At 71.4% G+C, this 25,045-nt stretch carries 26 protein-coding genes; 15 read left to right on the forward strand and 11 right to left on the reverse strand.

Annotation, left to right across the window (positions count from 1 at the left end; genetic code table 11):
• Positions 1-34 precede the first annotated feature (34 nt).
• Both AB0K67_RS02685 and AB0K67_RS02690 read right to left on the reverse strand, forming a co-directional pair.
• Positions 35-910, reverse strand: a complete 876-nt coding sequence (locus AB0K67_RS02685; RefSeq protein WP_364051722.1) for a CU044_5270 family protein — start codon at positions 908-910, stop codon at positions 35-37.
• Entirely contained in the window at positions 903-1,571 is a 669-nt protein-coding gene (locus tag AB0K67_RS02690; protein WP_364051725.1) for an RNA polymerase sigma factor, read from the reverse strand. Before AB0K67_RS02690 ends, AB0K67_RS02685 begins: the two co-directional genes overlap by 8 nt.
• Positions 1,572-1,696: 125 nt before the next feature.
• On the opposite strand from AB0K67_RS02690, the gene AB0K67_RS02695 reads away from it, so the two are divergent.
• From AB0K67_RS02695 to AB0K67_RS02725, 7 genes are all read left to right on the forward strand, one after another.
• Positions 1,697-3,103: an FAD/NAD(P)-binding protein gene (locus tag AB0K67_RS02695; protein WP_364051728.1), complete on the forward strand. Its 1,407-nt coding sequence runs from the start codon at positions 1,697-1,699 to the stop codon at positions 3,101-3,103.
• A 69-nt stretch (positions 3,104-3,172) separates the two neighbouring features.
• Positions 3,173-3,586, forward strand: a complete 414-nt coding sequence (locus tag AB0K67_RS02700; RefSeq protein WP_364051731.1) for a helix-turn-helix transcriptional regulator — start codon at positions 3,173-3,175, stop codon at positions 3,584-3,586.
• Positions 3,587-3,595: 9 nt separating this feature from the next.
• Positions 3,596-4,387, forward strand: a complete 792-nt coding sequence (gene modA, locus AB0K67_RS02705) for a molybdate ABC transporter substrate-binding protein (protein WP_364051734.1) — start codon at positions 3,596-3,598, stop codon at positions 4,385-4,387.
• A complete protein-coding gene (gene modB / locus AB0K67_RS02710; RefSeq protein ID WP_364051737.1) occupies positions 4,387-5,205 on the forward strand; it encodes a molybdate ABC transporter permease subunit in 819 nt (272 codons plus the stop codon). The genes modA and modB overlap by 1 nt, the downstream gene beginning before the upstream one ends.
• On the forward strand, positions 5,202-6,233 hold the full coding sequence (locus AB0K67_RS02715; RefSeq protein ID WP_364051740.1) for an ABC transporter ATP-binding protein: 1,032 nt from the start codon (positions 5,202-5,204) through the stop codon (positions 6,231-6,233). Before modB ends, AB0K67_RS02715 begins: the two co-directional genes overlap by 4 nt.
• Before the next feature lie 187 nt (positions 6,234-6,420).
• Positions 6,421-7,635: an MFS transporter gene (locus AB0K67_RS02720; protein ID WP_364051743.1), complete on the forward strand. Its 1,215-nt coding sequence runs from the start codon at positions 6,421-6,423 to the stop codon at positions 7,633-7,635.
• 188 nt (positions 7,636-7,823) lie between these two features.
• Complete coding sequence (locus AB0K67_RS02725) at positions 7,824-8,129, forward strand: hypothetical protein (RefSeq protein ID WP_364051745.1); 306 nt, start codon at positions 7,824-7,826, stop codon at positions 8,127-8,129.
• A gap of 44 nt (positions 8,130-8,173) precedes the next feature.
• Here AB0K67_RS02725 and AB0K67_RS02730 read toward each other — a convergent pair whose 3' ends face one another.
• A complete protein-coding gene (locus AB0K67_RS02730; protein ID WP_364051748.1) occupies positions 8,174-10,222 on the reverse strand; it encodes a right-handed parallel beta-helix repeat-containing protein in 2,049 nt (682 codons plus the stop codon).
• 177 nt (positions 10,223-10,399) lie between these two features.
• Between AB0K67_RS02730 and AB0K67_RS02735 the strand changes: the two genes are divergently transcribed.
• Together AB0K67_RS02735 and AB0K67_RS02740 are read left to right on the forward strand one after the other, a co-directional pair.
• Positions 10,400-10,561 (forward strand): NmrA family NAD(P)-binding protein, encoded by a 162-nt coding sequence (locus AB0K67_RS02735; protein WP_364051751.1) that lies wholly within the window; start codon positions 10,400-10,402, stop codon positions 10,559-10,561.
• A gap of 29 nt (positions 10,562-10,590) precedes the next feature.
• Positions 10,591-10,929, forward strand: a complete 339-nt coding sequence (locus AB0K67_RS02740) for a hypothetical protein (RefSeq protein ID WP_364051754.1) — start codon at positions 10,591-10,593, stop codon at positions 10,927-10,929.
• A gap of 28 nt (positions 10,930-10,957) precedes the next feature.
• Here AB0K67_RS02740 and AB0K67_RS02745 read toward each other — a convergent pair whose 3' ends face one another.
• Positions 10,958-11,854, reverse strand: a complete 897-nt coding sequence (locus AB0K67_RS02745; RefSeq protein WP_364051757.1) for a LysR family transcriptional regulator — start codon at positions 11,852-11,854, stop codon at positions 10,958-10,960.
• A gap of 100 nt (positions 11,855-11,954) precedes the next feature.
• On the opposite strand from AB0K67_RS02745, the gene AB0K67_RS02750 reads away from it, so the two are divergent.
• Positions 11,955-12,395: a nuclear transport factor 2 family protein gene (locus AB0K67_RS02750; protein WP_364051760.1), complete on the forward strand. Its 441-nt coding sequence runs from the start codon at positions 11,955-11,957 to the stop codon at positions 12,393-12,395.
• A gap of 55 nt (positions 12,396-12,450) precedes the next feature.
• Here the strand turns inward: AB0K67_RS02750 and AB0K67_RS02755 are convergent, their stop codons facing one another.
• Positions 12,451-12,930, reverse strand: a complete 480-nt coding sequence (locus AB0K67_RS02755; RefSeq protein ID WP_364051763.1) for a carboxymuconolactone decarboxylase family protein — start codon at positions 12,928-12,930, stop codon at positions 12,451-12,453.
• A gap of 178 nt (positions 12,931-13,108) precedes the next feature.
• Between AB0K67_RS02755 and AB0K67_RS02760 the strand changes: the two genes are divergently transcribed.
• The 3 genes from AB0K67_RS02760 (at position 13,109) to AB0K67_RS02770 (ending at position 15,160) form a co-directional block, all read left to right on the forward strand.
• Positions 13,109-13,735, forward strand: a complete 627-nt coding sequence (locus AB0K67_RS02760; protein WP_364051766.1) for a sigma factor — start codon at positions 13,109-13,111, stop codon at positions 13,733-13,735.
• A gap of 190 nt (positions 13,736-13,925) precedes the next feature.
• A complete protein-coding gene (locus AB0K67_RS02765; protein ID WP_364051769.1) occupies positions 13,926-14,423 on the forward strand; it encodes a MarR family transcriptional regulator in 498 nt (165 codons plus the stop codon).
• A gap of 311 nt (positions 14,424-14,734) precedes the next feature.
• The gene (locus AB0K67_RS02770) at positions 14,735-15,160 is read left to right on the forward strand and encodes a nuclear transport factor 2 family protein (protein ID WP_364051772.1); all 426 of its coding nucleotides are present in this window, start codon (positions 14,735-14,737) and stop codon (positions 15,158-15,160) included.
• Positions 15,161-15,322: 162 nt separating this feature from the next.
• Here the strand turns inward: AB0K67_RS02770 and AB0K67_RS02775 are convergent, their stop codons facing one another.
• Entirely contained in the window at positions 15,323-16,783 is a 1,461-nt protein-coding gene (locus tag AB0K67_RS02775; RefSeq protein WP_364051775.1) for an RICIN domain-containing protein, read from the reverse strand.
• A 401-nt stretch (positions 16,784-17,184) separates the two neighbouring features.
• Between AB0K67_RS02775 and AB0K67_RS02780 the strand changes: the two genes are divergently transcribed.
• Positions 17,185-17,604, forward strand: a complete 420-nt coding sequence (locus AB0K67_RS02780) for a DoxX family protein (protein WP_364051778.1) — start codon at positions 17,185-17,187, stop codon at positions 17,602-17,604.
• Between the two features lie 52 nt (positions 17,605-17,656).
• Here AB0K67_RS02780 and AB0K67_RS02785 read toward each other — a convergent pair whose 3' ends face one another.
• The 4 genes from AB0K67_RS02785 to AB0K67_RS02800 are packed head-to-tail and all read right to left on the reverse strand — an operon-like array spanning position 17,657 to position 22,342.
• Positions 17,657-19,003 carry a hypothetical protein gene (locus tag AB0K67_RS02785; protein WP_364051781.1) on the reverse strand — a complete coding sequence of 449 codons (1,347 nt, stop codon included), beginning with the start codon at positions 19,001-19,003 and terminating at the stop codon, positions 17,657-17,659.
• 58 nt (positions 19,004-19,061) lie between these two features.
• Positions 19,062-20,411 carry an amidohydrolase family protein gene (locus tag AB0K67_RS02790; protein WP_364051784.1) on the reverse strand — a complete coding sequence of 450 codons (1,350 nt, stop codon included), beginning with the start codon at positions 20,409-20,411 and terminating at the stop codon, positions 19,062-19,064.
• 19 nt (positions 20,412-20,430) lie between these two features.
• On the reverse strand, positions 20,431-21,426 hold the full coding sequence (locus tag AB0K67_RS02795; protein ID WP_364051787.1) for a DMT family transporter: 996 nt from the start codon (positions 21,424-21,426) through the stop codon (positions 20,431-20,433).
• 25 nt (positions 21,427-21,451) lie between these two features.
• A complete protein-coding gene (locus AB0K67_RS02800; RefSeq protein ID WP_364051790.1) occupies positions 21,452-22,342 on the reverse strand; it encodes an NAD-dependent epimerase/dehydratase family protein in 891 nt (296 codons plus the stop codon).
• 142 nt (positions 22,343-22,484) lie between these two features.
• Here AB0K67_RS02800 and AB0K67_RS02805 point away from each other — a divergent pair, with 142 nt between their 5' ends.
• Positions 22,485-23,378: a LysR substrate-binding domain-containing protein gene (locus AB0K67_RS02805; protein WP_364051793.1), complete on the forward strand. Its 894-nt coding sequence runs from the start codon at positions 22,485-22,487 to the stop codon at positions 23,376-23,378.
• A 30-nt stretch (positions 23,379-23,408) separates the two neighbouring features.
• Here AB0K67_RS02805 and AB0K67_RS02810 read toward each other — a convergent pair whose 3' ends face one another.
• Entirely contained in the window at positions 23,409-24,998 is a 1,590-nt protein-coding gene (locus tag AB0K67_RS02810) for a hypothetical protein (protein ID WP_364051796.1), read from the reverse strand.
• Positions 24,999-25,045: the final 47 nt, after the last annotated feature.

Below are 25,045 nucleotides of genomic sequence, written 5' to 3' on the forward strand. Positions count from 1 at the left end.
TATCGATCGTGCGGCCGATGCGCGGGGCCGCGTCTCACCGCGGACCTTCGTCCGTCCACTCCGCGGTCAGCTTGATGAACCCGTCGCCCGAGGTCGTGATGCCTCCTGTGGCCGCCGGAAGCAGGTCGGTGCGGACCACCCGGGAGGTGTCCGGATCGATGACCACCTTGCGGTCACTCAGGCCGTTCCGGAACTGCAGCTCTTCGCCGTCCTCGACCGTGCGGAGCCGCCGTACGCCCGGCAGCTCGGCGAGGGCGCGGAACGCCGCCGCCCGCACCTCGGCCGGCGCGGGGAGCTCCGCGACCAGCGACAGCAGCGGGATCAGCGCGGGATCGCCCCCGTCTTCCGCGTCGCCCTTCCGCATCTCGACGACCTTCCGCCGCAGCGCCTCGGGCTCGGCCGGCAGCGTTTCGAGATCTTCCATGGTGAGCCGGGGGCCGTCGTCGCCCGCGGTCCCGAGCAGGAACGTGCCGGAGTCCAGCTTGATCAGGTCTCTTCCGTTGCCGGGCTCTCCCCGGCTCCACCGCTGTCCGTCGCGCGTGGTCCAGGTCTCGCCGATGACCGCGCCGTCCTCGTTCTCCCGCTTGATGTGCCAGTAGGTCGCGGGATCCTGCGGTGCGCGCCGCGCGCTGTCCGCGGCGACGAGCAGGACGTCCTTGGCGGAGGTGAGGTGCCGGGGCTCTGCGACGGGCGCGACGGCCTGGTTCGTCACGATTATGACGGCGGCGGCCACCGCGAGCCCGGCGGCGGCGATGCCGGCGAGGCGCACGGTCCACGGCCGAGGGGCGCGCCGGGGAGCCGTCCCCCGGGCCGTCGCGGCCAGCAGCCGCCCCCGCGCGCCGGACAGGGCGTCCGGGCCGGCCTCCGTCACCTCCGAGCGCAGTTCCTTGATCAGGCGCAGGTCATCCATGGTCTTCTTCTCTCGTCTCGGCGGGGTTGGCGCCGCCCAGGGCGGCTGTGACCTTGCGGCGGGCGCGCGACAGGCGCGAGCGGACGGTGCCGACGGGCACGCCCAGCGCCCTGGCCGTCTCCTCGTACGTCAGGTCGCCCCAGGCGATCAGCAGCAGCACGTCTCGCTCGCCGCGCCCGAGCCTGGCCAGCGCGGCGGCCAGCCTGCGGCGGGTCGCCGAGGCGGAGACCTTGGCGGCCACCCGGTCGTCGAACGCCGCCGTCACGGGGTCCTCGCCCGTTCTGGCCAGGGCCCGCAGTCCGCGCACCTCGGCGCGGCGGTGCACGCCGATGATGTTGGTGGTGATGCCGTACAGCCAGGGCAGCGCCTCGGCGCGGCCGAACTCGTAGCGGTGGCGCGTCTCGAAGGCCCTGGTGAACGCCTCGGCCACCACGTCCTCGGCGTGCTCGGGGCCGAGCCGCCGCACGACGTAGCGGTGCAGGGTGGCGGCGTGCCGGTCGAACAGCTCCGCGAAGCACTCGGGCGTGCGCAGCGAGGCTCGGATGATCGAGGAGTCGTCGCGGGCCTCCATCGTTCCCGCTCGTCCGGCCGCCGGCGGCGGATGGGCGCTCAGGGGTGGACGGTCCGTCACGACGGGCTCCCGTTCTGCGATGGTGCTCACGATCGTCTTTATCCGCAGGGCGTTCGAGAGTTCCCCGGACTTTCCGTGAGGCGGGCCGTACAAAACGTACGGATAGCGCATCGCAGTCTCAAATATCCTATATATCCTACAGCTATAGTGGGTTTATGGTCCTACCTTCGGTCGCCATCGTCGGGGGCGGCGCGAGCGGCGCCCTGACCGCGATCCACCTGCTGCGACTCGCCCGCGCCACCGCCACGCCGCTGGCGGTCACCCTGATCGACCAGGGCGGCCGGCACGCGCTCGGCCAGGCCTACTCGACCACCGATCCGCACCACCTGCTCAACACCCGGGTCGAGCGCATGAGCGCCTTCGACGACGATCCTGATCACCTGCGCGACTGGGCGCGTTCGGCGGGGGTGCACGCCTACGACTACCTGCCGCGCGCCCTCTACGGCCGCTACCTGCGCGAGGTGCTGGCCGATGCGGAGGACCCGCCCGAGCGCCCGCTGCACCGCGTCACCGCGACCGCCGCCTCGCTCGACGCCGACCACGCGGTACGCCTCGCCGACGGCGGGCGGGTCGAGGCCGGCGCGGTCGTCCTCGCGCTGGGCAACCGCCGCCCCGCCCCGCTGCCCGGCGTGGCCGCGCATCCCCGCCACATCGCCGACCCGTGGGCGCCGGGCGCGCTTGCCGCGATCGACGACGGCGCGCCCGTGCTGGTGCTCGGCACCGGCCTGACGATGGTGGACGTCGCGCTCACCGTGACCAGGGCGCACCCCGGCACCGTCGTGTACGCGCTGTCCCGGCACGCTCTTCTCCCCCGCGCGCACCCGATCCGCCCGGCCCTGCCGATCCCCGTCGCCGTCCCCGGCGGCCCGCTGCGGGTGGCGGAGCTGCTCGCCGTCGTCCGCCGGACCATCCGGGCGAACGGCGGCGACTGGCAGGGCGTGATGGAGGGGCTGCGGCCGCACGTACAGGATCTGTGGCGGCGGCTCGCCCCGGATGAGCGTCGGCTGTTCCTGCGGCGGGTGGCCCGCTACTGGGAGGTCCACCGGCACCGCATCCCGCCCGCGTCCGCCGCCGCCCTCGACGAGCTGCGCGCGAGCGGGCGGTTGCGGCTGCTGCGCGGCACCCTGATCGGCGCCGAGCCCGCCGCGGGCCCGACCACGGCCGGGCCCGCCGTGAGCGGGCTGCGCGTCCACGCCGACCTGGACGGCGCCATCACCGGCTTGGACGTCGGCTGGCTGGTCAACGCCACCGGGCCGTCGCCCGACGTCACCTCCGACCCGTTCATCGCGAGCCTCATCAACGCCGGTCAGGCCCGCCCCGACCCGCTCATGCTCGGCCTGGACGCCGCTGCTGACGGCGCGGTGCTGGACGCGTCCGGGCGGCCGAGCGATCGCCTGTTCGCGCTGGGCCCGCTGCTGCGCGGCACCCTGTACGAGACGACCGCCGTCCCCGAGATCCGCGCCCAGGCCGCCGCCCTCGCTCCACGGCTCCTCGAAGCCGCCGCCTCCCGGGTCACGCCCCCCGCGCGCGTGCGTGATCTCGTAGATACCAAGCCGAAGTGAGGGTTCCCACCGCTTCTGCGGGGAAAGGAGAGTGGTCAGGCTTGCAGATGCGGACATAGAGTGGGGCTTGTGACGACGTTTCGGATCAGCGAGGCGGCGGCGCTGCTCGGGGTAAGCGCCGACACCGTCCGCCGCTGGGTGGACGCGGGCCGGCTGCGGGCCGAGCGCGACGAGCACGGTCATCGGCGGGTCGGCGGCGCCGATCTGGCGGCCTTCGCGCGCTCCCAGGTCGGGGAGAGCGAGGGCGGCGGCCGTTCGTCGGCGCGCAACCACTTCCGGGGGATCGTGACCGACGTGGTGCGCGACGCGGTGATGGCGCAGGTGGAGATCGCCGCCGGGCCGTTCAGGGTGGTGTCGCTGATGAGCCGTCAGGCCGCCGACGAGCTGGGGCTGGAGCCGGGTGTGGTGGCCGACGCGGTGATCAAGTCCACCAACGTCGTCGTGGAGATCCCGGGTCACGAGCGCGTGGCCGGCAACGTGTGAGGAGGCCCCGTGGTGTTCAGGCGTGTGTCCCGATGGGCGGCCGTGCTACCCGTCGCGCTGGCGCTCGCGGGCCTGTCCGGCTGCGGCTCCGGCGAGCCCGCCGCGCTCACGGGCTCGGGGGCCGGAGCGGCCACGGAGCTGACGGTGTTCGCGGCGGCGTCGCTGACCGAGACGTTCACCGAGCTCGGCAGGATATACGAGGCCGCGCATCCGGGCACGACGGTGACGTTCAACTTCGGCTCCAGCGCCACCCTGGCCCAGCAGATCGTCCAGGGCGCCCCTGCCGACGTGTTCGCCGCCGCCAGCCCGGCCACCATGAAGACCGTCACGGACGCGTCCCTGGCGGGCTCGCCGACGACGTTCGCGCGGAACACGCTGCAGATCGCCGTACCCGCCGGCAATCCGGCCAAGGTCGACGAGCTGAAGGACCTCACCGACCCGAACGTGAAGGTGGCGCTCTGCGCCGAGCAGGTGCCGTGCGGCGCGGCGGCCGTCAAGGCCCTGCAAGCGGCCGGCCTGCAGGTCACGCCCGTCACCCTGGAGCAGGACGTCAAGGCCACGCTGACCAAGGTCGAGCTGGGCGAGGTGGACGCCGCGCTGGTCTACAAGACCGACGTCATCGCCGCCGCGGGCAAGGTGCAGGGCATCGCGTTCCCCGAGGCCGATCAGGCGGTCAACGACTATCCCATCGCCGCGCTTGACAAGGCTCCGGCCGGTGCGGCGGCCCGGCGGTTCGTCGACCTGGTGCTGTCGCAGCAGGGCAAGGACGTGCTGGTCAAGGCCGGGTTCGACGCCCCCTGATGAGCGCGCCCGTTCAGGAACAGCGCAGCCGCGAGGTCGCCGGGCGGCTGCCGTGGATGCTGGTCGTGCCCGCGCTGGCCGGGCTGGCGTTCCTGGTGCTGCCGCTCGCCGGGCTGCTCATCCGCGCCCCGTGGGGCACGCTGCCCGCGCGGCTGGCCGAGCCGCAGGTGCTGGAGGCGCTGCGGCTGTCGCTGGTGAGCGCCACCGTCGCCACCGCCGTGTGCCTGCTGCTCGGCGTGCCGCTGGCCTGGCTGCTGGCCAGGGTCGAGTTCCCCGGGCGGCGGGTGGTGCGGGCGCTGGTCACGGTGCCGCTGGTGCTGCCGCCCGTGGTCGGCGGCGTGGCGCTGCTGCTCGTGCTCGGGCGGCGCGGCATCGCCGGGCAGTGGCTGGAGGCGTCGTTCAGCGTGACGCTGCCGTTCACCACGGCCGGGGTGATCGTGGCCGAGGCGTTCGTGGCCATGCCGTTCCTGGTGATCAGCGTGGAGGGGGCGCTGCGCGGGGCCGACCGGCGCTTCGAGGAGGCCGCCGCCACGCTCGGGGCCTCGCGGTGGACGGTGTTCCGGCGGGTCACGCTGCCGATGGTGATGCCGGGCGTGGTGGCGGGGGCGGTGCTGTGCTGGGCGCGGGCGCTCGGCGAGTTCGGGGCGACGATCACGTTCGCCGGGAACTTCCCCGGCACCACCCGCACCATGCCGCTGGCCGTCTACCTGGCACTGGAGACCGAACCCGAGGCGGCCATCGTGCTCAGCCTGGTGCTGCTGGCCGTCTCGGTGATCATCCTGGCGAGCCTGCGCGACCGGTGGGTGAGCGCGCCATGACGCTGGACGCCCACCTGGTCGTCACCAGGCCCGCCTTCACCCTCGACATCGCCATCAGCGTCCGGGCGGGCGAGGTGGTGGCGCTGCTCGGCCCCAACGGCGCGGGCAAGACCACCGCTTTGCGGGCCCTGGCCGGGCTCACCCGGCTGTCCGGTGGCCACATCACGCTGCGCGGCCGGCCGCTGCACACACTGCCCGCCGAGAGCCGCCCGATCGGCATGGTGTTCCAGGACTACCTGCTCTTCCCCCACCTGTCCGCGCTGGACAACGTCGCCTTCGGGCCGCGCTGCCAGGGCGTGCCCAAGGCCGAGGCACGTCGTGTCGCGGCCGAGCTGCTGGAGCGGGTCGGGCTGGCCGATCGCGCCGCCGCCAGGCCCCGGCAACTGTCCGGCGGGCAGGCGCAGCGGGTGGCGCTGGCCCGCGCGCTCGCCGTACGTCCCGAACTGCTGCTGCTCGACGAGCCGCTGGCCGCGCTCGACGCCCACACCCGCTTGGAGATCCGCTCAGGGTTGCGCCGCCACCTCGCCGATTTCGACGGCGCGACCGTGCTGGTCACGCACGACCCGCTGGACGCCATGGTGCTGGCCGACCGGCTGATCGTCATCGAGAACGGCGCCGTCGTCCAGCAGGGCGCCCCCGCCGAGGTGGCGCGCCGCCCGCGTACCGACTACGTCGCCCGCCTCGTCGGGCTCAACCTCTACCGGGGCACGGCGGACGGGCACCAGGTCAAGGTCGGCGAGGTGCCGCTGCATGCTTCCGAGCAGCTGACGGGGCCGGTGTTCGTGGCGTTCCCGCCCGGTGCCGTCGCGCTCTACCGTTCCCGTCCCGACGGCAGCCCGCGCAACCTCTGGCAGGCCCGCATCGACGGGATCGAACGGCACGGCGACAACGTCCGCGTCCACCTCGACGGCCCGATCGCGGTGTTCGCCGACATCACGCCCGCCGCCGTGGCCGACCTCGACCTGAGCCCGGGTCAGCGGATCTGGGCGTCGGTCAAGGCCACCGAGACCCACGCGTACCCGGCATGAGCGCCTGGCGAGGCCCGCGCCGCTTCCCGTCTGAGCAGGCGGTACGTCGCCCTGCACGCCGCCTCCCGCCTGCTCCTGTGACGGTCGCAGACAGTAAGGGTTGAGGCGTATAAGGCCCTTACGCAAGCCTGTACGCCATGGCGCCATCCGATCACGACATTTCAGGAATCGTCCCGACTTGCCCGTCATGTCGGATCCCGTGAGGGCGGCGGGCCGGTACCGCTGGGTCGTCCTGGGGGTCGCGACGTTCACCCAGGCCGCGGCGGCGTTCTTCGTGCAGGGCATCGGCGCGATGAGCGTCCACCTGCAGCGGGACCTCGACCTGAACACCACCCGCCTGGGCCTGCTGCTGTCGGCGGCTCAGCTCCTGCCGCTGGCCGGGCTGCTGGTGGCGGGACGGCTGCTGGACCGGCACGACGAACGCTGGGTGGTCGGCACCGGCGCTCTCGTCGTCGCCGTGGCGCTGGCCGCCGGCAGCCTGGCCCCCGGATACGTCTCGCTGCTCGCCGCACTGCTGATCGTCGGCGCCGGATACAGCACGATCCAGCCGGGCGGCAGCAAGTCGGTGGCGTCCTGGTTCGACACCTCGCAGCGCGGCCTGGCCATGGGGATCCGGCAGGCGGGGCTGCCGCTCGGCGGGGTGCTCTCCGCCTCCGCGCTGCCCGCGCTGGCCACGGCCTTCGGCTGGCGCTCGACGCTGGTGGCCGGGGCGCTCGTCGCGCTGGCGGGGGCGGTCGCGTTCATGGCCTTCTACCGCCGCCCGCCGCACCGGCCTCCCGCGCGGACGGCGTCCCCCATGCGGCTGGACCTGCTGCGCGAGCCGTACATGAAGAAGGTCATCCTGTCCGGTACGTGCCTGGTGTCGGTGCACAGCGGGCTTGGCGTGCTCACCGTGCTCTACCTGCACGAGGTGGCGTCCATGGAGGCCGCCCCGGCCGCGCTGGTCTATGTGGCGGTCCAGTGCGCCGGTGCGCTGGGCCGGGTCTGCCTGGCGGCCTGGAGCGATCGCCACAAGTCCGGCCGGTACGCCTGCGTGCTGGCCTGCCTGGCCGCGGTGATCGCCGGGATGGCGCTGCTCGCCACCCCCGCCGGCCGCTCCCCCGCCGTCGCCTGCCTGCTCTTCGTCTGGCTCGGCTTCTTCGGCATCGGCTGGTACGGCCCGTGGGTCGCATATGCGGCCGAGGCGGCGCCGCCCGACCGCACCGGCTTCGCGCTGGGGCTGGCCATGGCGGTCAACCAGGTGGCGATCATCCTCGCGCCGCCCGCGCTCGGGCTCCTCACGGACGTGACCGGGGGTTTCGCCGCCGCCTGGGTCCTGCTCGCCGTGCTGACCGGGCTCACGCTGGCTGCGACGGCCCGGCGTACCACGGTAGGCGGTGGCCGGCCAGGGCGGATCGCGTGACGGGTCTGCCATGGCCGCCCTTCCCGTCCGCCGTTCCCCGCTCCTCGGCTGCGCCTTCCGGGCAGCGCAACGATGATGCCACGGTGTTCCCCGCAGGGTGGGGCGCCGAGGGTGTTATCGGTCGATCCCGCGGCCGTCGAGGAGGTGAGCGGCATCGGCACGGTGGTCGCCCGCACCAAGACGACCCCATGTACGAGAACACGATCCTGGTGTTGGAGAACACGCTCATCGACGTCGGCGCATCGGGCGGCGACGAGGCGCTGGAGATAGCACGTGGCAGGCTGGAGCAGCGCGGCTGGAAGGTCGTGGGCTCCAGCTACAAAGTGCTCTTCCTGGAATCCGCCAGGTGGGAGGGGACGTCTGTGAACGTCACCAGCGTCGAGCAGGTGCGGCAGGTCGGGCCCGAGCCGGAGGGGGAGATCCTTCAGGTGATGCGGTCCGATCCCGAGAAGGCGGATGAATACCTGCTGGTGACCATGTCGTCCGAGGGGTGACGGGGTGGGATCGGGAAAGAGGTAGCCGATCCCACCCCGGGTGGTCACGCGTCGGCGATCACGATGTCGTCGAGGTGGAGGACCTCGCCGGCGTCGCCGTCACCCGTCAGCTCCAGGGCGACGGTGGCGGTGCCCGCCGGGGCGGTGAGCTCGGCGGTGAACTCCTTCCAGCTCGTGCTCAGCCCGTCCAGCGTGATCTCGTCGCTGCGCAGCAGCTCCTCGCTCGAGTCGCGCCACAGCACGCTCAGGGTCGCGGCGGAGACGCCGGGGCTGCCCTGCCTGGCCCAGAAGCCGATCTGCTTGCCGCCCTGCCTGGCGGTGAAGCCGGGCCAGTTGTCCGTGGTGACGCCCCAGCCGTGGGCCTCGGTCACCTCGACGCGCAGGCCGTAGCCGCCCTCGTGGGCGGCCTCGGCCGACCGCTCGGCGGAGGCGCTGTACCAGGCGGCCCAGGTGCCGATCGAGCCTTCGAGGGTCGAGGTGTCGGTGTCGAGGGCGTTGGGCGTCGGCGGTTCCTCCGAGGAGCCGTTCAGCGTGCTACCGGCGTCCTGGTTGTACGGGGCGGCGCGCCACACGTCCCAGGTGACCGTCTCGCCCCAGCCCTTGGCGAACTTCCAGTCACCGATGTAGGTGTTGTCCGCGAAGCTGTTGCCGGCGCTGAACATGACGTTCTGCTGGATCTCCGTCACCGTGTACGGCGCCCACGACATGTTGTCGGCGCCCTGGGCGTACAGGGCCTGAACCCCGCAGTAGGTGCCGGCGCAGGGCACGTTCGAACGCTCGAAGCGGAACTCGTTCCCGGTCACCTTCACGTTGCGCGAGTGCCAGCGGCAGTCGGTGCGCAGCGGCTCGTTCGCGATGCCGGTGTAGCAGGGGTGGGTGTCGTTGATGGGGTTCGGGTAGTCGGTGTTGTGCGGTTCCGGGATCACCGTCGGGGAGACGAACGGCGTGCAGTAGCTCTTGCTGGTGTTGCCGTTGCTGTTGCAGAAGCGGTTGGCGTTCTCGAAGATCGAGACGCCGGAGAAGTTGTCCTCGAAGTAGTTGTCGGCGATGTTGAGATCGGTGCTGCCGCTCACCTCGCTCGGGAGCCTCGCGTCACCGCCCGACTCGGAGATGTAGATGGCGGGCGACGGGGAGCCCTGGTTGTCGTTGCCGCCGACCCAGCCGTTCTTCTTGAAGACGTTGCGGGTGATGGTGGCGTTGTAGCTGATCTCGTACCAGATGCCTTCGCTCTCGTTGTGCTCGATCCAGTTGCGGTCGAACAGGAAGTCGACGTTGTTGGTGTCGGCCCAGAGGCCGACGCCCAGGTTGTCGTGCACGTAGTTCTGGGTGACGGTGGCGCCTTCGACGTCCCAGAACTTGACGCCGCCGCTGCAGCCGCAGCCCTGCTCCCTGGTCTCCCAGTCGTCCTGGTTGTTGCCGGCGATCTCGTTGTTGTGGACGACGAGGTCCTTGACCGCCCGCTCGCCCTCGATCTCTTCCCGGTACGCGCTGGCGCCGTACTGGCCGTTGTCCTTCAGGCAGCTGAAGCGGACGGTGTTGGCGTTGCCGAGGAACACGGCGGCGCCGTCGTTGTGGTGGGCGTAGAGGTGCTCCATGACCCAGCCGGAGGCCGCGTCGTGGTTGATGACGCCCTCGTTCTTGTTGTCCGCGCCCCTGCCGAAGTTGCGGATCTCGAGGTAGGCGATGCGCACGTTCGAGGCGTGGCCGGTGAAGGCGTAGACGTTCTTGTTCATGCCGTCGAGGACGGCGCCCGGAGCGCCCAGGAAGGTGCTGCCGTCTCCGGGGGTGATCTGGCTGTACTGGCCGTCGCCCAGAGTGTGGACGCCCGGGGCGAACCAGTACGTCTTGCCGCTCTGGCCGAAGTCGAAGCCCGCGTTGTCGCCGGCCGGGACCACGATGGCCCCCTCCGGCGCGCTCTCCGGGCCGTCCTGCCACGTGGCGTTGTCGCAGACCCGCATGGCGTCCGGTAACTCGGTGTACCAGCCGCCGGACGCGCTCTCCGCCGAGGCGGCGGCGCCGGTGGTCTGCCCGGCCAGGAGGCCGGCGGTCGTGACCACGGCGAGTAACGCGCCCACGACAACAGGGTGTCGCATGAATGCTCCCGTTCTGAGGGTGATGTTCGGTGATCACGCAGGCTAGCGGCGAAGATCACCTTCAGTCAGCCGATTGGCACCTTTCTGCACCCTCTGTCCACTTCGGTCCATCCACCCCCTGCCGCTAATTGATATGAAACTTATATAACATGAGTTTCATATCAGAAGGGACATGTCATGATCCTTGTCACCGGTGCCACCGGCACCATCGGGCGTCCTCTCCTCTCCTTCCTCGCCGCCGAAGGCGTGCAGGTACGCGCCGTCACCCGCGATCCGCAGGCGAGCGGTCTGCGGGCGACGTCGTACGCGGCCCGTACGCCTCCTTCGCCGAGCCGCTGATCCACGAAGGGGACCTGGCGGAGGTCGCCGTGCGGGCGCTCCTCGGCGAGGAGCTCACCTTCATGAAGGTGCCGCTCACCGGCCCGGAGCCGATCTCCCACGAGGAGCTGGTGGTCACGATCGGCGAGTTGATCGGCAGGCCGCTGCGCTATCAGGAGATCCCGCCGGACGCGTACGGGCAGAGCATGATCCGGCGCGGCTTCCCCGAGCCGTTCGTGCAGGCATTGCTGGCCAGGTACGCCAGAGGCATGGGCCCCGCCGAGGCCGTCACCGGCGAGGTCGAGAGGATCCTCGGCCGACCGGCGCGTACGTACGCCGCCTGGGTGGCCGACCACGCCGGCGCCTTCCGCGCCTTGCGCGAGGGCTGACGCCTCAGCGAGGCGTCCCGAGACGCCCTCAGTCTGGCTCGCCGAACGCGATCGGCCCGAGGTCGGCGGCGGTCTGGGCCAGCGCGCGCACGTGCGGGCCGTCGGCGGCCGTCGCCCAGACCAGGGCGAAGTGAAGGGCGGGGGCGTCGCGAAGCGGCACGAAGACGACGCCGGGCGGGCTGTTGTACCGGGCCGCGATCTCGCCGAGCGGGTGGACGCAGCGACCGGCGGCGACCAGGGTGAGGATCTCGTGGAACGTCCGCGCGACCGGCCCGCGAGGGACCCGCCGCCCGGACGGCGTACGGACGGGGACCATGGACGCCACCCAGTACTCGGGCGCGCTTGGCCCGAGGTCCACCACGTGCTCGTCGGCCAGATCCTCCAGGGACGCGCTGCCGCGTTCGGCGAGCGGATGACCGGCCGCGACCGCCAGCACCCGCCCGCTGGTGAGCACGGTCGGGCCGACGGTGAGATCGGGCTCGGCCACCGGTAGCCACAGCACGTGCGCGTCGGCCTCTCCGGCGCGCAGCGCGCCGAACGGGTCGCCGCCGGTGACCTCGCAGAACTGCACGTCGCCGCCGGGGTGGCGGCTGCGGAAGGCGTCGACGAGCGGGCGCAGCACGTACCGGGCATGGCCGAACACGCCCACCCGCAGGGTCCGCGCCGCACCGGCCGCCCTCGCCCGGGCGAGCCCTTCCTGGATCAGCTCGTACGCCTGCGCCAGGTCCTCGCGCAGCCGCCGCCCGACGGGGGTGAGGGTGACGCGGCGGCTGGTGCGGTCGAACAGCGCGACGCCGAGCCGCCGTTCCTGCCTGCTGATGGCCTGGCTGACGCGCGCCTGCGAGACGCGCAGGCGTTCGGCGGTGCGGCCGAAGTGCAGTTCCTCGGCGAGCGTCAGGAAGATCTCGATGTCCCTCAGCTCCACGAATAACCCCCATGTTATGGATCGCCGCTCGAACCTTACGTTGTTCCGCCGCCCCCTCGTTCCGATGCTGGAACCCCAGCATCGGAACGAGGGGGAACCCATGAGCGACATGCGAGCCATCGCCGACCGCGTCGAGATCGAGGCGCTGCGCGGCGAGCTGACCGACGCGGTGCTGACCCGGGACTACGACCGCGTCGAATCCCTGTTCACGCCCGACGCCGCCATGCGGTGGCCGCACATCGGCAGGGAGTTCGTGGGCAGCAAGGAGATCCGCGCCGGGATCGAGTGGGGGCAGGGATTGTGGGAGTTCTTCGTACAGAACGTCCACCCCGGCGTCATCAGGATCGACGGCGACACCGCGACCGGACGCGCCTACATCCACGAGTTCGGGCGCATGCGCGACGGCGCCTCCCACGCGAACTACGCCGTCTACCACGACCGCTACCGGCGCACGCCCGACGGCTGGAAGTTCGCCGAGCGCGTCTACGAGGTCAGGTACGCCGACGACAGCCCGCTCCCGGGCTCGGCACCCACCAGGTGAACCGGACCGGACGGGTCGGCGGAGCGCCGGCCCGTCCGGTCCCGCCGCGCGCGGCTCAGTTCGACAGGGCGGCGAACGCGCCCGGCTGGTACGAGCCGCCCGGGTTGTGCACGATGACGTTCATCCGGGTGGCCGCGTTGATCAGGGAGACCAGGCAGACCAGCGCACCGACCTGGTCGTCGTCGTAGTGCTCGCGCACCGCCGCCCAGGTCTCGTCGGACACGCCGCCGTCACCGAGCCGGGTGCCCTCCTCGGCGAGCGCCAGCGCCGCCCGCTCGGCCTCGGTGAAGACCGTGCTGTGCCGCCAGGCGGCGACCAGGTTGATCCGCAGCGCGCTCTCCCCCGCGGCCGCGGCCTCCTTGGTGTGCACGTCGACGCAGTATGCGCAGCCGTTGAGCTGGGCGACGCGCAGCTCGACCAGCTCGCGCAGGGTCTTCGGCAGCGTGGACTGGTCGAGGATCGCCGAGACGCCGAAGAACCGCTTGGCCACCTTCGCCGCCGTGGGGCTGTCGAACAGGTTGAAACGAGGCTCCATGATTGTCCGTCCTCACTAGGTTTGTCGCGTACTGGACGACCACGAGATGCCGGCGCCCCGCCCCGTGTGACGGCGCGGCGATGTGACATACGCCACCAGCCCCGGATGTCACAGAACGGCGGTGACGGGCATCTCGTGTGCGACCCGGCAGTCAGCGAAACAGGCAGGAGCCGACCCGATGAACGACCCGGCAGGTGTGGACGTGGTGACCGAGGCGTTCGTCACGCATCGGAACCTGCTGTTCACCGTGGCCTACGAGCTGCTCGGCTCCGCCGCCGACGCCGAGGACGTGCTGCAGGAGACCTGGCTCCGGTGGGCGGGCGTGGACGTCGAGGCCGTACGGGACCATCGTGCGTACCTGGTGCGCATCGTCACCAGCCAGGCGCTCGGCCATCTGCGCAGGCTCGGCAGGCGCAAGGAGTCCTATGTCGGCCCCTGGCTGCCCGAGCCGCTGCTGACCTCGCCCGATGTGGCCGACGACGTCGAGCTCGATCTGCGGCGCCTGCTCGGCATCCTCGCGCCGGACGTCGTCCTGCTCACCGACGGCGGCGGGGTCGTACGCGCGGCGCTCGCGCCGATCGTGGGGGCGGACGAGGTGGCCCGCGTGCTCTGCCGGCTCCACTCCACGGTCTCCCTGGAGCCCGCGCAGGTGAACGGCCACCCGGCGCTGATCGCCCGGCAGGGCGGCGAGCTCGACTCCGTCCTGGCGCTGCGCGTCGACGGCTCCCTCATCACCGGCCTGTACGCCGTCCGCAACCCCGAGAAGCTGTCCCGCATGGACCGGGTGACCGCCCTGCGCCGCTGAACGCGCACAAGCCATCACCCTGCGATTACGCCGCCGTGGACGTCGCCGGCCGGCCTGCACGATCACCTCGCGGCCGCCGCGCACACGTCCAGGGCGTCGCGGGGTCGCGCGGAGCTTCTCGCGTGACCGCCGAAGTGTTTCGAGCCGCATAAAATACGCAGGTCGTACCCGCCCGCGGAAGGCCCATCGCATGACGTCCTCGACCTCCGGAGAAGCCGAGCCCGCGCGGCGGCGGCGCCGGGTGACGAGCGAGATCAAGGAGTCGCTGCGCGCGCTGAGCATCCAGCTCTCGCTGCTCAACCATCAGGTCGGTGCGCACGCGGGTCTCAAGGACGTCGATCTGTCGTGCCTGGACATCATCAACCGGTACGGTCCGATCAGCCCCACCGCCTTGGCCCGCCGCGCGGGCCTGCACCCGGCCACCATCACCGGCATCCTCGACCGGCTGCAGCGCGGCGGCTGGGTGACCCGGGAGCGCGACCCGGAGGCGTCCGACCGGCGCGCCGTCATGGTGCGGGCGCTCAAGGAGCGCAACGCGGAGCTGTTCGAGCTGTACGGCGGCATGAGCTCGAAGATGGACGACATCTGCGACCGGTACACCGATGCCGAGCTCGACCTGCTCGCCGACTTCCTCCGCCGCACCACCGACGCCGGGCAGGACGCCACCGGCGACCTCGCCCGCCGCTGAGTTCCACGGCCACCGTCGCCCGCACGCGGCTGAGGCCCGCGGCCGGACGCCGGCACGCCCGGCCTGTCAGTGGGCCGCGCGCGGTCGAGGCCCGAAGCCCACGGCGCGCTTGAGGTACTTCCAGGCCGCCGTGGTGAACCCCCTTCGCCGGAGTCTCCGCGCCCTGCCGGTCGATCTTGGCGTAGAGGGCTGAGCGCAGGCTCCTGTCGTCTCCGGTCATACCTGACGTCGCGTCACCCGCGCCTCAGGATGCGAAGACTTAGCGTATGGTGTACGGTACTTCGTACGACAACGACATGAGGAGGGGCGGCGTGTACCGACCGAGCGCTGACGAGCTGAAGAGCATCGACGACTGGTTCGCCACCTACGACGCGCTGGCCGAGCAGGGCGCGATCGAGGAGCTGGCCGATCTGGCGGTGTTCCCCATGAACGTGGTCACCGACGTGCCTGACGGTTACGCGAGCGTCAAGCAGTGGACGCGGGCCGAGTACATCGAGGCGATGAAGGAGTCGATGGGCGGCGGCACCGCGGGGCTCGATCTGCGCTCGACCCGCACCCCGCGCTTCCTCAGCCCGAACCTGGTGATCGTCGAGACCGAGGCCACGATGACGATCGACGGGCAGGAGCAGCGGATGCACTACGCCGACCTGCTCGTGCGCACCGAGGACGGGTGGGCGTTCCAGACCATGGTGCAGGGCGGCTGGGGGTACGGCTGGCCGCCGGCCAGGCGCGGCTGACCGCTCCCTGACTGCGTGCACGGCCGGCCTCCCGCCGCGCGCGACCGGGCACCTCAGGACGCCGCCCCGCCGCCGTGACGCGACGGCGGCGGGGCCGGGCGTGTACCGGGCGGGACGGCTCGACGCGGCGGCAGCCGTCCGCCGGACACGGTCGTGTGGGGCTCAGACGTCCCAGCGCTGGTTGGCGCCGCCCCAGCAGTCGTACTGCTGGATGCGGGCGCTGTTCGCCGTGGACTGGCCGGACACGTCGAGGCACTTGCCCGAGTGGCGGGCGACGATCTCCACGTAGCCGGTGCCGGACACGGGGCGGAGCTGCCACTGCTGGTTGGTGCCGGTGCCGCAGGCGTACTGGATGACGGGCGCGTTGTTCGCGGTGGAGGCGTTGTTGACGTCGAGGCACTTGCCGGAGTGCTGGGCCACGATGTTGTAGTAGCCGTTGCCGAGATCGCGCAGCTGCCACTGCTGGTTGGCGGCGCCGGTGCAGGTGTACTGGATGATCTCGGCGGCGTTCGCGGTCGACGCCTCCAGCACGTCGGCGCACTTGCCGGAGTTCTGGTTGACGATCTGAGTGGTCGGTGTGCTGCCGCCGTCGTCGACGTCGTCGCCCCAGCCGTAGCGCAGCCGGTCGGCGCCGGACTGGTTGCGGATCGTGAGGTCGAGGTTGGTGCCGCTGCCGCTCTTGGCGTACATCGAGTACCAGTCGTAGCCGATGTCGCCGGGCTTGCCGCCGAGCGCCGGCCAGTACGTGCCGCCCATGGCGTTGTCGCGCATCACCTGGGTGACGGCGCGGATGTGGCGGACGAAGTTGTCCGGGCTGTTGGGGTCGAGGTAGTTGAGCCCGTTGTTCATCGGCGCGCCGAACTCGGTGACGATCGCCCGCGAGGCGCAGCTCCCGAGCCGAGTCTGTACATGGGAGCGCCAGCCGTCGTAGGTGTTCTCCGGATAGAAGAACGCATAGTGGTGGAACGAGAACAGCGTGCCGGCGAAGCGCGAGTCGCCGCACAGATCGCGCAGGTCCTGGCTGTAGCCGGTGCCGCCGATGAGCACCCGGCCGTGCGGGGCCGCGGAGTGCCGGCTCAGCCAGTCGGCGGCGAGGTTGCGCCACTCGGTGGAGCTGTAGCCGTGGGGCTCGTTCATCGGCTCGAAGTAGACGAGGTTGTTGGAGGCGTACTGGGAGGTGACGGTGGACCACATCGAGTGCCACGCCGTCAGGTTGGTGATGCGGCCGCCCGATGCCGCGCCGTCCTCCCAGTACGCGAGGATGACCTTCCACCCGCGCGCCGTGGCGGCGTCGATGGCGCCGCGGTAGGCGTTCCACCAGGCGGTGCCGACGGTGTGGGTGTTGATCGGCAGCCGGACCGTGTTGACGCCGAGCGTGGCCTGCATGTCGTCGTAGACCGCGTTGGCCTTGGCCTGCACGGTGGCGTAGCTGTCGGAGCTGCTGAGACCGTCGATGACGAGCGGGCCGGTGCTGAAGTTGTCGCCGAGCACCGCCCAGTTGACACCGCGGAACTGGGCGGTGGCGGCCACGGCGGGCGTCGCCCCTAAGCTCACCGTGATGATCGGCAGGAGGACCAGCGCCGCCAGCCCGGCGAGCAGCTTCCTGGCTCGGGATGTGTCCATGAGCGAACCCTTCTCGTACGCCGTCGCCCCACGGAGATCACTTCGCCTTACAGCGCCAAGTTAGCGCTAACACGGCGGCGGGAAAAGGCTCGTGAGAACCGGCACCGGCGACCCGCCGCCCCGGCCTTCCGACACGCCCCGCTCGACGTGCGGCTTCGACCCAATGGGCCCCTCCGATGCCGATGAAATTTTCACCTTGCCGAAAGTTTTAGCGGCGCGCCGTTGAACCAAGTCAAAGCCGCTTTCTCACGCCTTCGGCCGTTCTTTCCTGACCACCTCGAGTTGACATGACACAGCCCGAGAGTTGACCTTTTTGGGAGCGCTCCCACGACTTTTCATCCGGCTTGTGGAGATGACACAAGGCGGCACGGTGAGAGCCCTGCCGAGAAAGGACGCCCGCCATGGAAACACTGGTCAAAGAGCGGCAGGATCTCTTCCTGGCCCTCTACAGAATGGTGCTCGGTCTGCTGTTCGCCTGCCACGGCGCCGCCACTCTCTTCGGCGTTCCCGGCGGGCCGCAGGGCGGCGCGCCACCGGCGTTCGCGGAATGGCCGGGCTGGTACGCCGCCGTCATCGAGCTCGTCGCCGGCGGACTGGTGCTTCTCGGCGTGGCCACCCGCGTCGCCGCGGTGATCTGCTCGGGCACCATGGCCTACGCCTACTTCGTCGTCCACCAGCCGCAGGCGTTGTTCCCCATCGAGAACGGCGGCGAGAAGGCCGCCCTGTTCTGCTGGGGTTTCCTGCTGATCGCCGTACTCGGCCCGGGCCGCTGGGCGCTGTCCACCCTGCGTACTCGCCAGGAGGAGTCGCTCGCCCGCTGACGCCGCCTCACGCTGGACCCACGCCCCGTGCGATACACGGGGCGTGCGGGCGTCACCTGCCGGTGGTGCGCGCGGCCAGTTGCTTGGCGACGTCCTTGACCGGGTTCAGCACCCGCTCCTGGCTGAGGGCCGTAGTGCCGGAGTCCGGGCCGGCGGTCGTGGCCACGGTCGACAGACCGCCGAACGTCACCTGGACGACCTGACCGCCCACCCGGTAGACGAGGACCGCCTCGCGCCGGTTGACGATCTGCGTACTCGTCTTGATCTGGACGAACGCCTCCTCGCCGATGCCCGCCACCGCCACCGGCCCGCTGTCCTTCGTCAGCCGCTCGGACACCCCGGCGGGCGTGGCCGCGGCGGCCTTCTTCTTCTCCCGGAACTCGACACGGGCCGCGGCGGCTCCCTTCTTCATGGTCGTGACCTGGACCCGCAGGTCCACCATGTCGTACGCGGTCTCGCCGCTGCCGTCGGGCTCGAAGGTGCTGCTCCAGCTGCACACCGCCCAGCGCTCGTCGGAGTACTCGTTGTTGCGGGCGCTCGTCCTGGCCTTACCGACGTACTTGCGCACGGTCTCCGCCGGGAGCGCCTTGCACACGTCCTGCCCCCTGGAAGCGGCGGTGATCCGGCCGGCCTCGCCGCTGTCGTCGTCCCTCCGGGTGCCGCCCTTCAGCAGCGCGGCGGCGAACGCCTTCGCCGCCTGCTGCGCGGAGCTCATCACCTGCGACTCGGGAAGCCGCCGGTAGCCGCCGTTCAGGCCGGGCAGGCTGTCGTACCCGCTGTAGCGGAGGATCACCAGAGCGCCGGAGAGCTCGAAGGTCACCTCGGCGTCCACGCTCTTCGTGGGCGTGCCGGTGTCCACGGTCGTGAACGCGTACGACGACTCACCCAGGCCGGGAACGCTGGTCAGCCTGCCGAACCTGGTCCCCGGAGGCGGGTCCGCCAGCATCTCCTGGGTGTCCTGCTTCTTGATGCCGAAGTGCCGCTGCGCGTTGAAACCGCCCTGGGCCTTGTCGTAGGTGAGCAGGCTCACCTCGAGGTGGCGCTTGTGATCGATCCTGCCGCTCGGCTGCTCGCCCGAGTTCCACTCGCAGGTGCTCTCGGCGGACGACAGCGTGGAGGTGTCGTCGGCGGGGTTCTCCTCCGCGTTCGGCACCAGCTTCTTCAGCAGAGCGGCGGGGAAGATCGAGCAGAGGTCCTCGCCTTTGTAGGAGGCCAGCCGGACGGCCGCTCGCTCCTTCTCCGGCTCGTTCTCCTCCGGCGCCGTCGCCCCCGTACGCGCGCCGTCGTCGCCGCCGCGCCCCGGCTGGGGCGGCAACGCGCAGGCGGTGGCGCCACCGCCACCGGCCAGGACGAGAGCGAGGATCGACGCGAGCAACGGTTTGTGGGGCGAATACGACATGGCCGCCGATCGTACGAACCCACGTTGGTGCGAAGTTGGTGCGCTTCCGCCTGGACGGCTACTGCGGCGGGTAGCCGGCGGCGCGGAACAGGCGGTCGCGGGATGCCGCCGCCTGCTCGAACACCGTCTCACCACCCTTCAGCACACCGCCCTCCTTCAGGACCCGGCCGCCGACGAGCACGGTGTCCACATTGCCCGCGTGACCGCCCGCGACGATCGCGGCCGCGACGTCGGTGGCGGGCAGCAGGTTCGCGTGGTCGAGCCTGATCATGATCAGGTCGGCCTGTTTGCCGGGCGTCAGGCTCCCCGTACGGTGGTCGATCCCGCAGGCCCGCGCGCCCTCGATGGTGGCGAACGAGATCAGGTCCGCGGAGCCGAAGGTGGGCAGGCCGGGGGCGCGGTCCATCGGGCCGGCCGCCCCGGCGATGACGAGCTGCTGGTAGGCGAGCGCCGCCCGCATGACGCCGAACATGTCGCCACTGACGATGGTCTCGGTGTCGACGCTCAGGCTCGGGCGTACGCCCGCGGCGAGCAGCCGGTTGGTCGCCGGCTGGCCGAGCCCCGGCATGAAGACCTCCAGCGCGGAGGCCACGGACGCGGTGGCGCCGTGATCGGCGAGCATCCGCAGCTCCTCGTCGGTCGAGGTGCAGCAGTGGATGAACGTCATGTCGGAGCCGAGCAGCCCCGCCTCGGCCAGCTTGCGGATGGCCTGCTGCTTGGCGCCCCATTCGCCGAGACCCACGTGCATGCTGATGCGGAGCCCGAGCTCCCTGGCGAGCCGGATGTCGTGCTCGGCCACCTCGAACGTGGACAGTTCGGGGCCGCGGAGCATCGCGTTGAGCGTGACGCGGGCGGTGTCGTCGGCGAGCACCTCGGCGCGTACGCGCCTGATGTCCTCAGGGTGCGTCCTCGCGCTGCCGAACTGCCACTCCTCGGCCTCCGTTGACGGCCAGCCGTGGTCGAAGACGGCGCGGATGCCCGAGTCCCAGTGCGCGTTGATGGCGGCGTCGGTGTGCTCGGAGCTGTTGCTGATGTGCGACTCGTCGCGCACCGTGGTGACGCCGGCGTCGATGGAGAGCAGGTCGGCGGCGAGGTTGCCGATGTAGACGTCCTCGGGCTCGAAGTACTGGCCGAGGCCGATCTGGATGGCGTTGCGGTACTCCTGGTAGGTCCAGGACGGGCCCAGGCTGCGCAGCGCTCCCTGCCAGTTGTGGCGGTGGGTGTCGATGAAGCCGGGGAGCACGGCGCTGCCGGAGCCGTCGATCACGCGGGCGCGGTCGTCCTGGAGGTCGCGGCCGATCGCCTGGATCGTTCCATCGGCGATGAGGACGTCCCCGACGAGGTCGCCGAGCTTTTCGTCCTGCGTCATCAGGTACGCGCCCTTGATCAGGATGCGTTCGTACGACATGGTTCTTCCTTCTCGTGGTTCAGGAGGTCTTGGCGGCCGGCGTGCGGCGGGCGGCGATCGAGACGGCCGCGAAGGTGAGGAGCGCGCCGGCGACGGTGAACGCGCCCGGCGCGTGATCACCGGACGGCAGCACGGCGTCCAGGACGATCGAGCCCGCGAGCTGCCCGGCGATCGATGCCATACCCAGCAGGAGCACGCCGATTCTGCGGACGAGCACGGCGGCGGTGCCGATGAACACCACCCCGCACAGGCCGCCGAGATACATCCACCACGCGGTGGGCTGCGCGGGGCCGGATGGTCCGCCGGCCAGGGTCTTGGCGGTCAGGGCGAGGCCGAGGAAGATCGACCCGACGGCGAAGTTCACCCAGGTGGCGGCGAGCGGCGAGGCGACCGCCGCCCCGGTGGCGCCGTTCATGGCCTGCTGCAACCCCAGCAGGAGACCGCCGAACACGGCGAGCAGCGCGGGGAACAGCACCGTGGCCGCCGACGGCACGCCGGAGAGCCCCGGCAGGGCGGAGACCACCGCGGCCACCAGCGTGAGGAGCGCGCCCGCCAGGCGATGGACGCTGGGCCGCTGCTTGACGCCGCCGCCGACGCCCCGGGCGTCGACGATAAGCCCGCCGATGGTCTGTCCCGCGATGGCCGACACGGTGAACACCGCGATCCCCGTGACGAGCGCCACCGTGGACTGCGCCAGCGCGAACGTCCCGCCCAGCACGCCCGCCAGCAGGTAGCGGCGGGGCAGGCCGCGCTCGCGCGTGGCGGCGGGCACGTCCTTGAGCGCCCGGCGCAGCCCCGGCAGGAAGAGTGCGAGCACGCTCATGATGATCAGGCCGCCGGTGAAGCTGATGGCCGCGGCGGCGATCCCGTCGCCGAGCCGGTGGCTCAGCTCGGCGTTCAGGCGGGACTGCACCGGTACGACGGTGCCCGCCGCGACGGCCGCGACCACGGCCAGGACGCGCGAGCGGGACGGTGACCGGGCGGGCGCCCGGCGAGACATGGTGGTCGAGGTCATGGAGCCTCCCCTGGGTCGGTGTGCGTCAGGAGGCGGCGGCGAGCGCGCCCGCGGCGATGTCGTCGAGGATCGACGGACGCTCCGGGGCCCAGCCGAGGATCCGCCGCGCGGCCTCCCCGCCGGCCTGCTGGTCGAGCAGCAGGGCCTCGCCGAGCAGCCCGAGGCGTTCCAGCGTCTGGACCACCGTCTCAGGGGCGACCCGGCCGTCCAGGCCGATCGTCCGGCTCACGGCCTCGGTGATCTCGCGGACGGTGGGGTTCACGCCGCTCGCGCCGATGAAGTACGAGCCCGCGGGTGCGCCTTCCAGCGCCCGTACGTAGAGGTCGGCGAGGTCGTCGACGTGCACCGTGGCCCAGTGCTGGTCGCCGTGGCCGATCATGGTGAGGGCCGGTGCGTCCCCCTCGGTGCGCGGCCCGGCGGCGACCAGGTTCACCAGCCCGCCGCCGTGGCCGTAGACCAGGGCGGGGGCGATCACGACGCCGCGCACGCCCGGCGCGGCGAGCACGCGTTCCCCGATCGGCACCCGCCAGGCGGTCAGGCGCGGCGGGTTCATCGGGCTCGACTCGGTGATCGCGGCGCCGCTGCCGTGCACCCACGCCCCCGTGGTGTGGACGTACGGCCGGTCGCTGCCCTCGAGCGCGGCGAGGATGCTCGTCGCCGCCGAGTCGTCGATCCGCGCGCTGGATCCGTCGGCGGGGAGCGCCGTGTGGATGACGCCGTCGGCGGCGTCGGCGAACCGTCGCACGGAGGGGCCGTCGGCCAGGTCGCCGATGACGGGCTCCGCTCCCCTGTCTCTTACGATCTCCGCCTTGTCCGGGTCGCGGACCAGTGCGCTGACCTGGTGCCCCGCAGTTACCAGCCTGTGGAGGACCGCCGCGCCGACGTAGCCGGTGCCGCCGGTGAGAAATACGCGCATGAGTCGTCCTTCGTCGCGATGTCGTGGATGGCGGCCTGCATGTCGAGAGCCGCATGCCCACTCTCACCGACGCTGACCTATCGCGTCCAACGAAGAGTTCCGATGCCGTTATCGTGTGCTTCGATAGATGAGGGAGGGCGGCATGGACGAGCGCAGGCTGGAGTACTTCATCGCGGTGGCCGAGGAGATGAACTTCACCCGCGCCGCCCAGCGCCTCCAGGTCACGCAGTCGACGCTGTCGGCGGGCATCAAGGCACTGGAGAGCGAGCTGCGCGTCGAGCTGGTGTCGCGTTCGACCCGATCGGTGCATCTCACCGAGGCGGGGTCGGCGTTCCTGCCCGAGGCCAGGGCCGCGCTGGAGGCCCTCGACCGGGCGCGCGCCGCCGTCGAGCCGGTCTCGTCCGGCCTGCGCGGCAGCCTCACCGTCGGCATGCTGACCAGCATGACCATCGTGGACGTGCCCGCGCTGGCCGGCGACTTCCACCGCAGGCACCCGGGCGTGCTGCTGCGCATCTCCATGTCGCAGCGCGGAACGGCGGGGCTGGCCGAGCACATCAAGGAGGGCCGCATGGACGTGGCCTTCGTCGGCACGCACCTGCGCGACGAGCACCTGCACGTCGTACCGATCAAGAGGTACGACCTGCGGCTCCTCGTCCCCGAGGACCACCCGCTGGCGCGGCGCGAGGCGGTGAGCCTGGCCGACGTCGCGGGCGAGCCGTTCATCGACATGCCGCTGGGGTTCGGCCAGCGGCACCGGGTGGACGAGGCGTTCGCCCGCTCGGCGCTCACCCGGCAGGTGCGGGTCGAGGTCTCCGACATCACCACGATCCCCCAGTACGTCGCCCACGGCCTCGGCGTGGCGCTCCTGCCCGAGGCGCTCGGCGTACCGCCGGGCGTGCGGGCGCTGCGCCTGGACGGGAAGCGGCTGTCCTGGACGCTCTGTGCGATCCGCTCGGCCCGGCACAAGCCGACGCGGGCGCTGCACGCGTTCCTCGACCTGCTCCCCCAGCACATCCACCACGAGCGCGCCTTCTGAACGCCGGCCGGCCCCAGCGGCGGTGCGAGGTCAGCCCGCGGGTGCTTCGATGATGACCGTGTGGCTGGCCTCCGCCGGTCCCGTGCGCGAGTCGCCGGGCCATCGCAGCGTGTAGGTGTACTCGCCGGGCTCCGGGCTGTCTCTGAAGGTGAACGTGCCGATGCCGCCCTGGTAGATGTTGCCGGTGACGGTCTGGCCGTCGCTCTTGCGGGTGCGTTCCATCGGGATCCAGACGTTCTCCGGCCGGTCGGTGCCCACGGCTTCCAGCGATCCCCAGAGCCGCAGCGTTGTGCCGGCGACCGCGGTGGCCGGTCCGTTCAGCGTGAGCACGGCCTGGTATCTGACCATCATGGTGACCGACGCCTTGCTCCACCGGCGCTTGCCGTCTCCGTCCCACAGCACGGTGTAGGTGGTCTGACCGCCGGCCGGGGGTGTGTCGTTGATCGTGTAGGTGCCGTCCTCGGCGGTGGTCACGCCGGGCAGGGTCTCGGTGGTGCCGTCGCCGGCCGTGCGGGTCACGATGAGGGGCTGCGCGCCCGGGGCCGTGCCGTCGGGGAAGGTCAGCCGTCCTGTCATGGTGAACGGGACGTGCACCGTCGCGCCGGGCTCCGCCGTCAGCGTCAGGGAACTCTCCGGCTTCACGTCGTGCAGCCGCCACAGGTAGATGCGCTCGTCCGCCTGCACCAGGCTGTAGATGTCACGGCCGGCGTAGGCGCTGCTTCCGCGTGCCACTTCGCCCTTGGGAGGGTTCGCGGTGAAGAGTTCGGCGCCCGACGCCCTGTCGTACACCGTCATCCCGAAGCCCAGTGTGCGCCCGCCCGCGATGTAGGCGCCGTCCGGGCTGATCGCGACGGACCGGGGGTAGCCCTCGGCCTCGGGTCCCTTCTGGTAGTCGCGCACCTTGGTCAAGGTGACGGCGTCCCACATGCTGAAGGCATCAGGAAGCGTGAACGCCGAGATGATGTACGAGCCGTCCGGAGTGACCGCGACGTCATCCAAGCCGTGATGATCGTGGGCGTGTCCGTCGATCTCGCCGCGCAGGACGGGAGCGGCGCCGCTCACGTCGTAGACGAACAAGTCGGCAGGGCTCAGCGTTTCGCCCAGGACCAGCGTGTCGCCGGCCGCCGCGATGAGCGGACCCGCCTTCAGCAGCGAGGTGTCGACGTTCACCGGCTCGGACTCCGGTGTGGAGAGGTCGAGGCCCAGCACGCCCCTCTCGCCGCAGGAATAGGCGACCCACAGGCGGTCGCCGGTGAGCGCCAGATCGTAAGGGCAGCCGTAGTCGCTGAGGTTGATGCGCCGCGCGATCTCCCGCGTGGCGATGTCGATCTCGGCCACCTCTCCGGAGCCGGACAGCGCCGCGTACACGCGGGTGCCGTCAGCTGTCGCGATCAGTCCGTGGGCGCCGGAAACATCGGTGATCGTTTCCTCGACCTCGCCCTTCCTGTCGGTGAAGACGATGCGATCGTCGAGGGACACGACGACCTTGTCACCCGCGACGACGATGTCGTTGCGGTTCGAGGGGACGGGCCCGAGGTCGGTCAAGGTATCGTCGGCCGCGGCCGTGGGCGCCACGGCGACGACCAGGCCGGCGGCCAGAGCCAGAACTCCACCGATCACGGACGATCGTGACGCGATGGACCTGCGCCGGACAGAGGATAAGAAGC

Source organism: Nonomuraea sp. NPDC052634, from assembly GCF_040678535.1.
GTDB classification, from domain to species: Bacteria; Actinomycetota; Actinomycetes; order Streptosporangiales; family Streptosporangiaceae; genus Nonomuraea; species Nonomuraea fastidiosa.

Excerpts from the sequence above, each read along its gene's own strand:
- AB0K67_RS02785 (WP_364051781.1), bottom strand. The coding sequence starts at position 19,003 with ATGTCGTATTCGCCCCACAAACCGTTGCTCGCGTCGATCCTCGCTCTC.
- AB0K67_RS02720 (WP_364051743.1), top strand. The coding sequence starts at position 6,421 with ATGTCGGATCCCGTGAGGGCGGCGGGCCGGTACCGCTGGGTCGTCCTG.
- AB0K67_RS02805 (WP_364051793.1), top strand. The coding sequence starts at position 22,485 with ATGGACGAGCGCAGGCTGGAGTACTTCATCGCGGTGGCCGAGGAGATG.
- AB0K67_RS02765 (WP_364051769.1), top strand. The coding sequence starts at position 13,926 with ATGACGTCCTCGACCTCCGGAGAAGCCGAGCCCGCGCGGCGGCGGCGC.
- AB0K67_RS02790 (WP_364051784.1), bottom strand. The coding sequence starts at position 20,411 with ATGTCGTACGAACGCATCCTGATCAAGGGCGCGTACCTGATGACGCAG.
- AB0K67_RS02695 (WP_364051728.1), top strand. The coding sequence starts at position 1,697 with ATGGTCCTACCTTCGGTCGCCATCGTCGGGGGCGGCGCGAGCGGCGCC.
- AB0K67_RS02725 (WP_364051745.1), top strand. The coding sequence starts at position 7,824 with ATGTACGAGAACACGATCCTGGTGTTGGAGAACACGCTCATCGACGTC.
- AB0K67_RS02760 (WP_364051766.1), top strand. The coding sequence starts at position 13,109 with ATGAACGACCCGGCAGGTGTGGACGTGGTGACCGAGGCGTTCGTCACG.
- AB0K67_RS02775 (WP_364051775.1), bottom strand. The coding sequence starts at position 16,783 with ATGGACACATCCCGAGCCAGGAAGCTGCTCGCCGGGCTGGCGGCGCTG.
- AB0K67_RS02730 (WP_364051748.1), bottom strand. The coding sequence starts at position 10,222 with ATGCGACACCCTGTTGTCGTGGGCGCGTTACTCGCCGTGGTCACGACC.
- AB0K67_RS02780 (WP_364051778.1), top strand. The coding sequence starts at position 17,185 with ATGGAAACACTGGTCAAAGAGCGGCAGGATCTCTTCCTGGCCCTCTAC.
- AB0K67_RS02715 (WP_364051740.1), top strand. The coding sequence starts at position 5,202 with ATGACGCTGGACGCCCACCTGGTCGTCACCAGGCCCGCCTTCACCCTC.
- modB (WP_364051737.1), top strand. The coding sequence starts at position 4,387 with ATGAGCGCGCCCGTTCAGGAACAGCGCAGCCGCGAGGTCGCCGGGCGG.
- AB0K67_RS02735 (WP_364051751.1), top strand. The coding sequence starts at position 10,400 with ATGATCCTTGTCACCGGTGCCACCGGCACCATCGGGCGTCCTCTCCTC.
- AB0K67_RS02685 (WP_364051722.1), bottom strand. The coding sequence starts at position 910 with ATGGATGACCTGCGCCTGATCAAGGAACTGCGCTCGGAGGTGACGGAG.
- AB0K67_RS02795 (WP_364051787.1), bottom strand. The coding sequence starts at position 21,426 with ATGACCTCGACCACCATGTCTCGCCGGGCGCCCGCCCGGTCACCGTCC.
- AB0K67_RS02750 (WP_364051760.1), top strand. The coding sequence starts at position 11,955 with ATGAGCGACATGCGAGCCATCGCCGACCGCGTCGAGATCGAGGCGCTG.
- AB0K67_RS02800 (WP_364051790.1), bottom strand. The coding sequence starts at position 22,342 with ATGCGCGTATTTCTCACCGGCGGCACCGGCTACGTCGGCGCGGCGGTC.
- AB0K67_RS02755 (WP_364051763.1), bottom strand. The coding sequence starts at position 12,930 with ATGGAGCCTCGTTTCAACCTGTTCGACAGCCCCACGGCGGCGAAGGTG.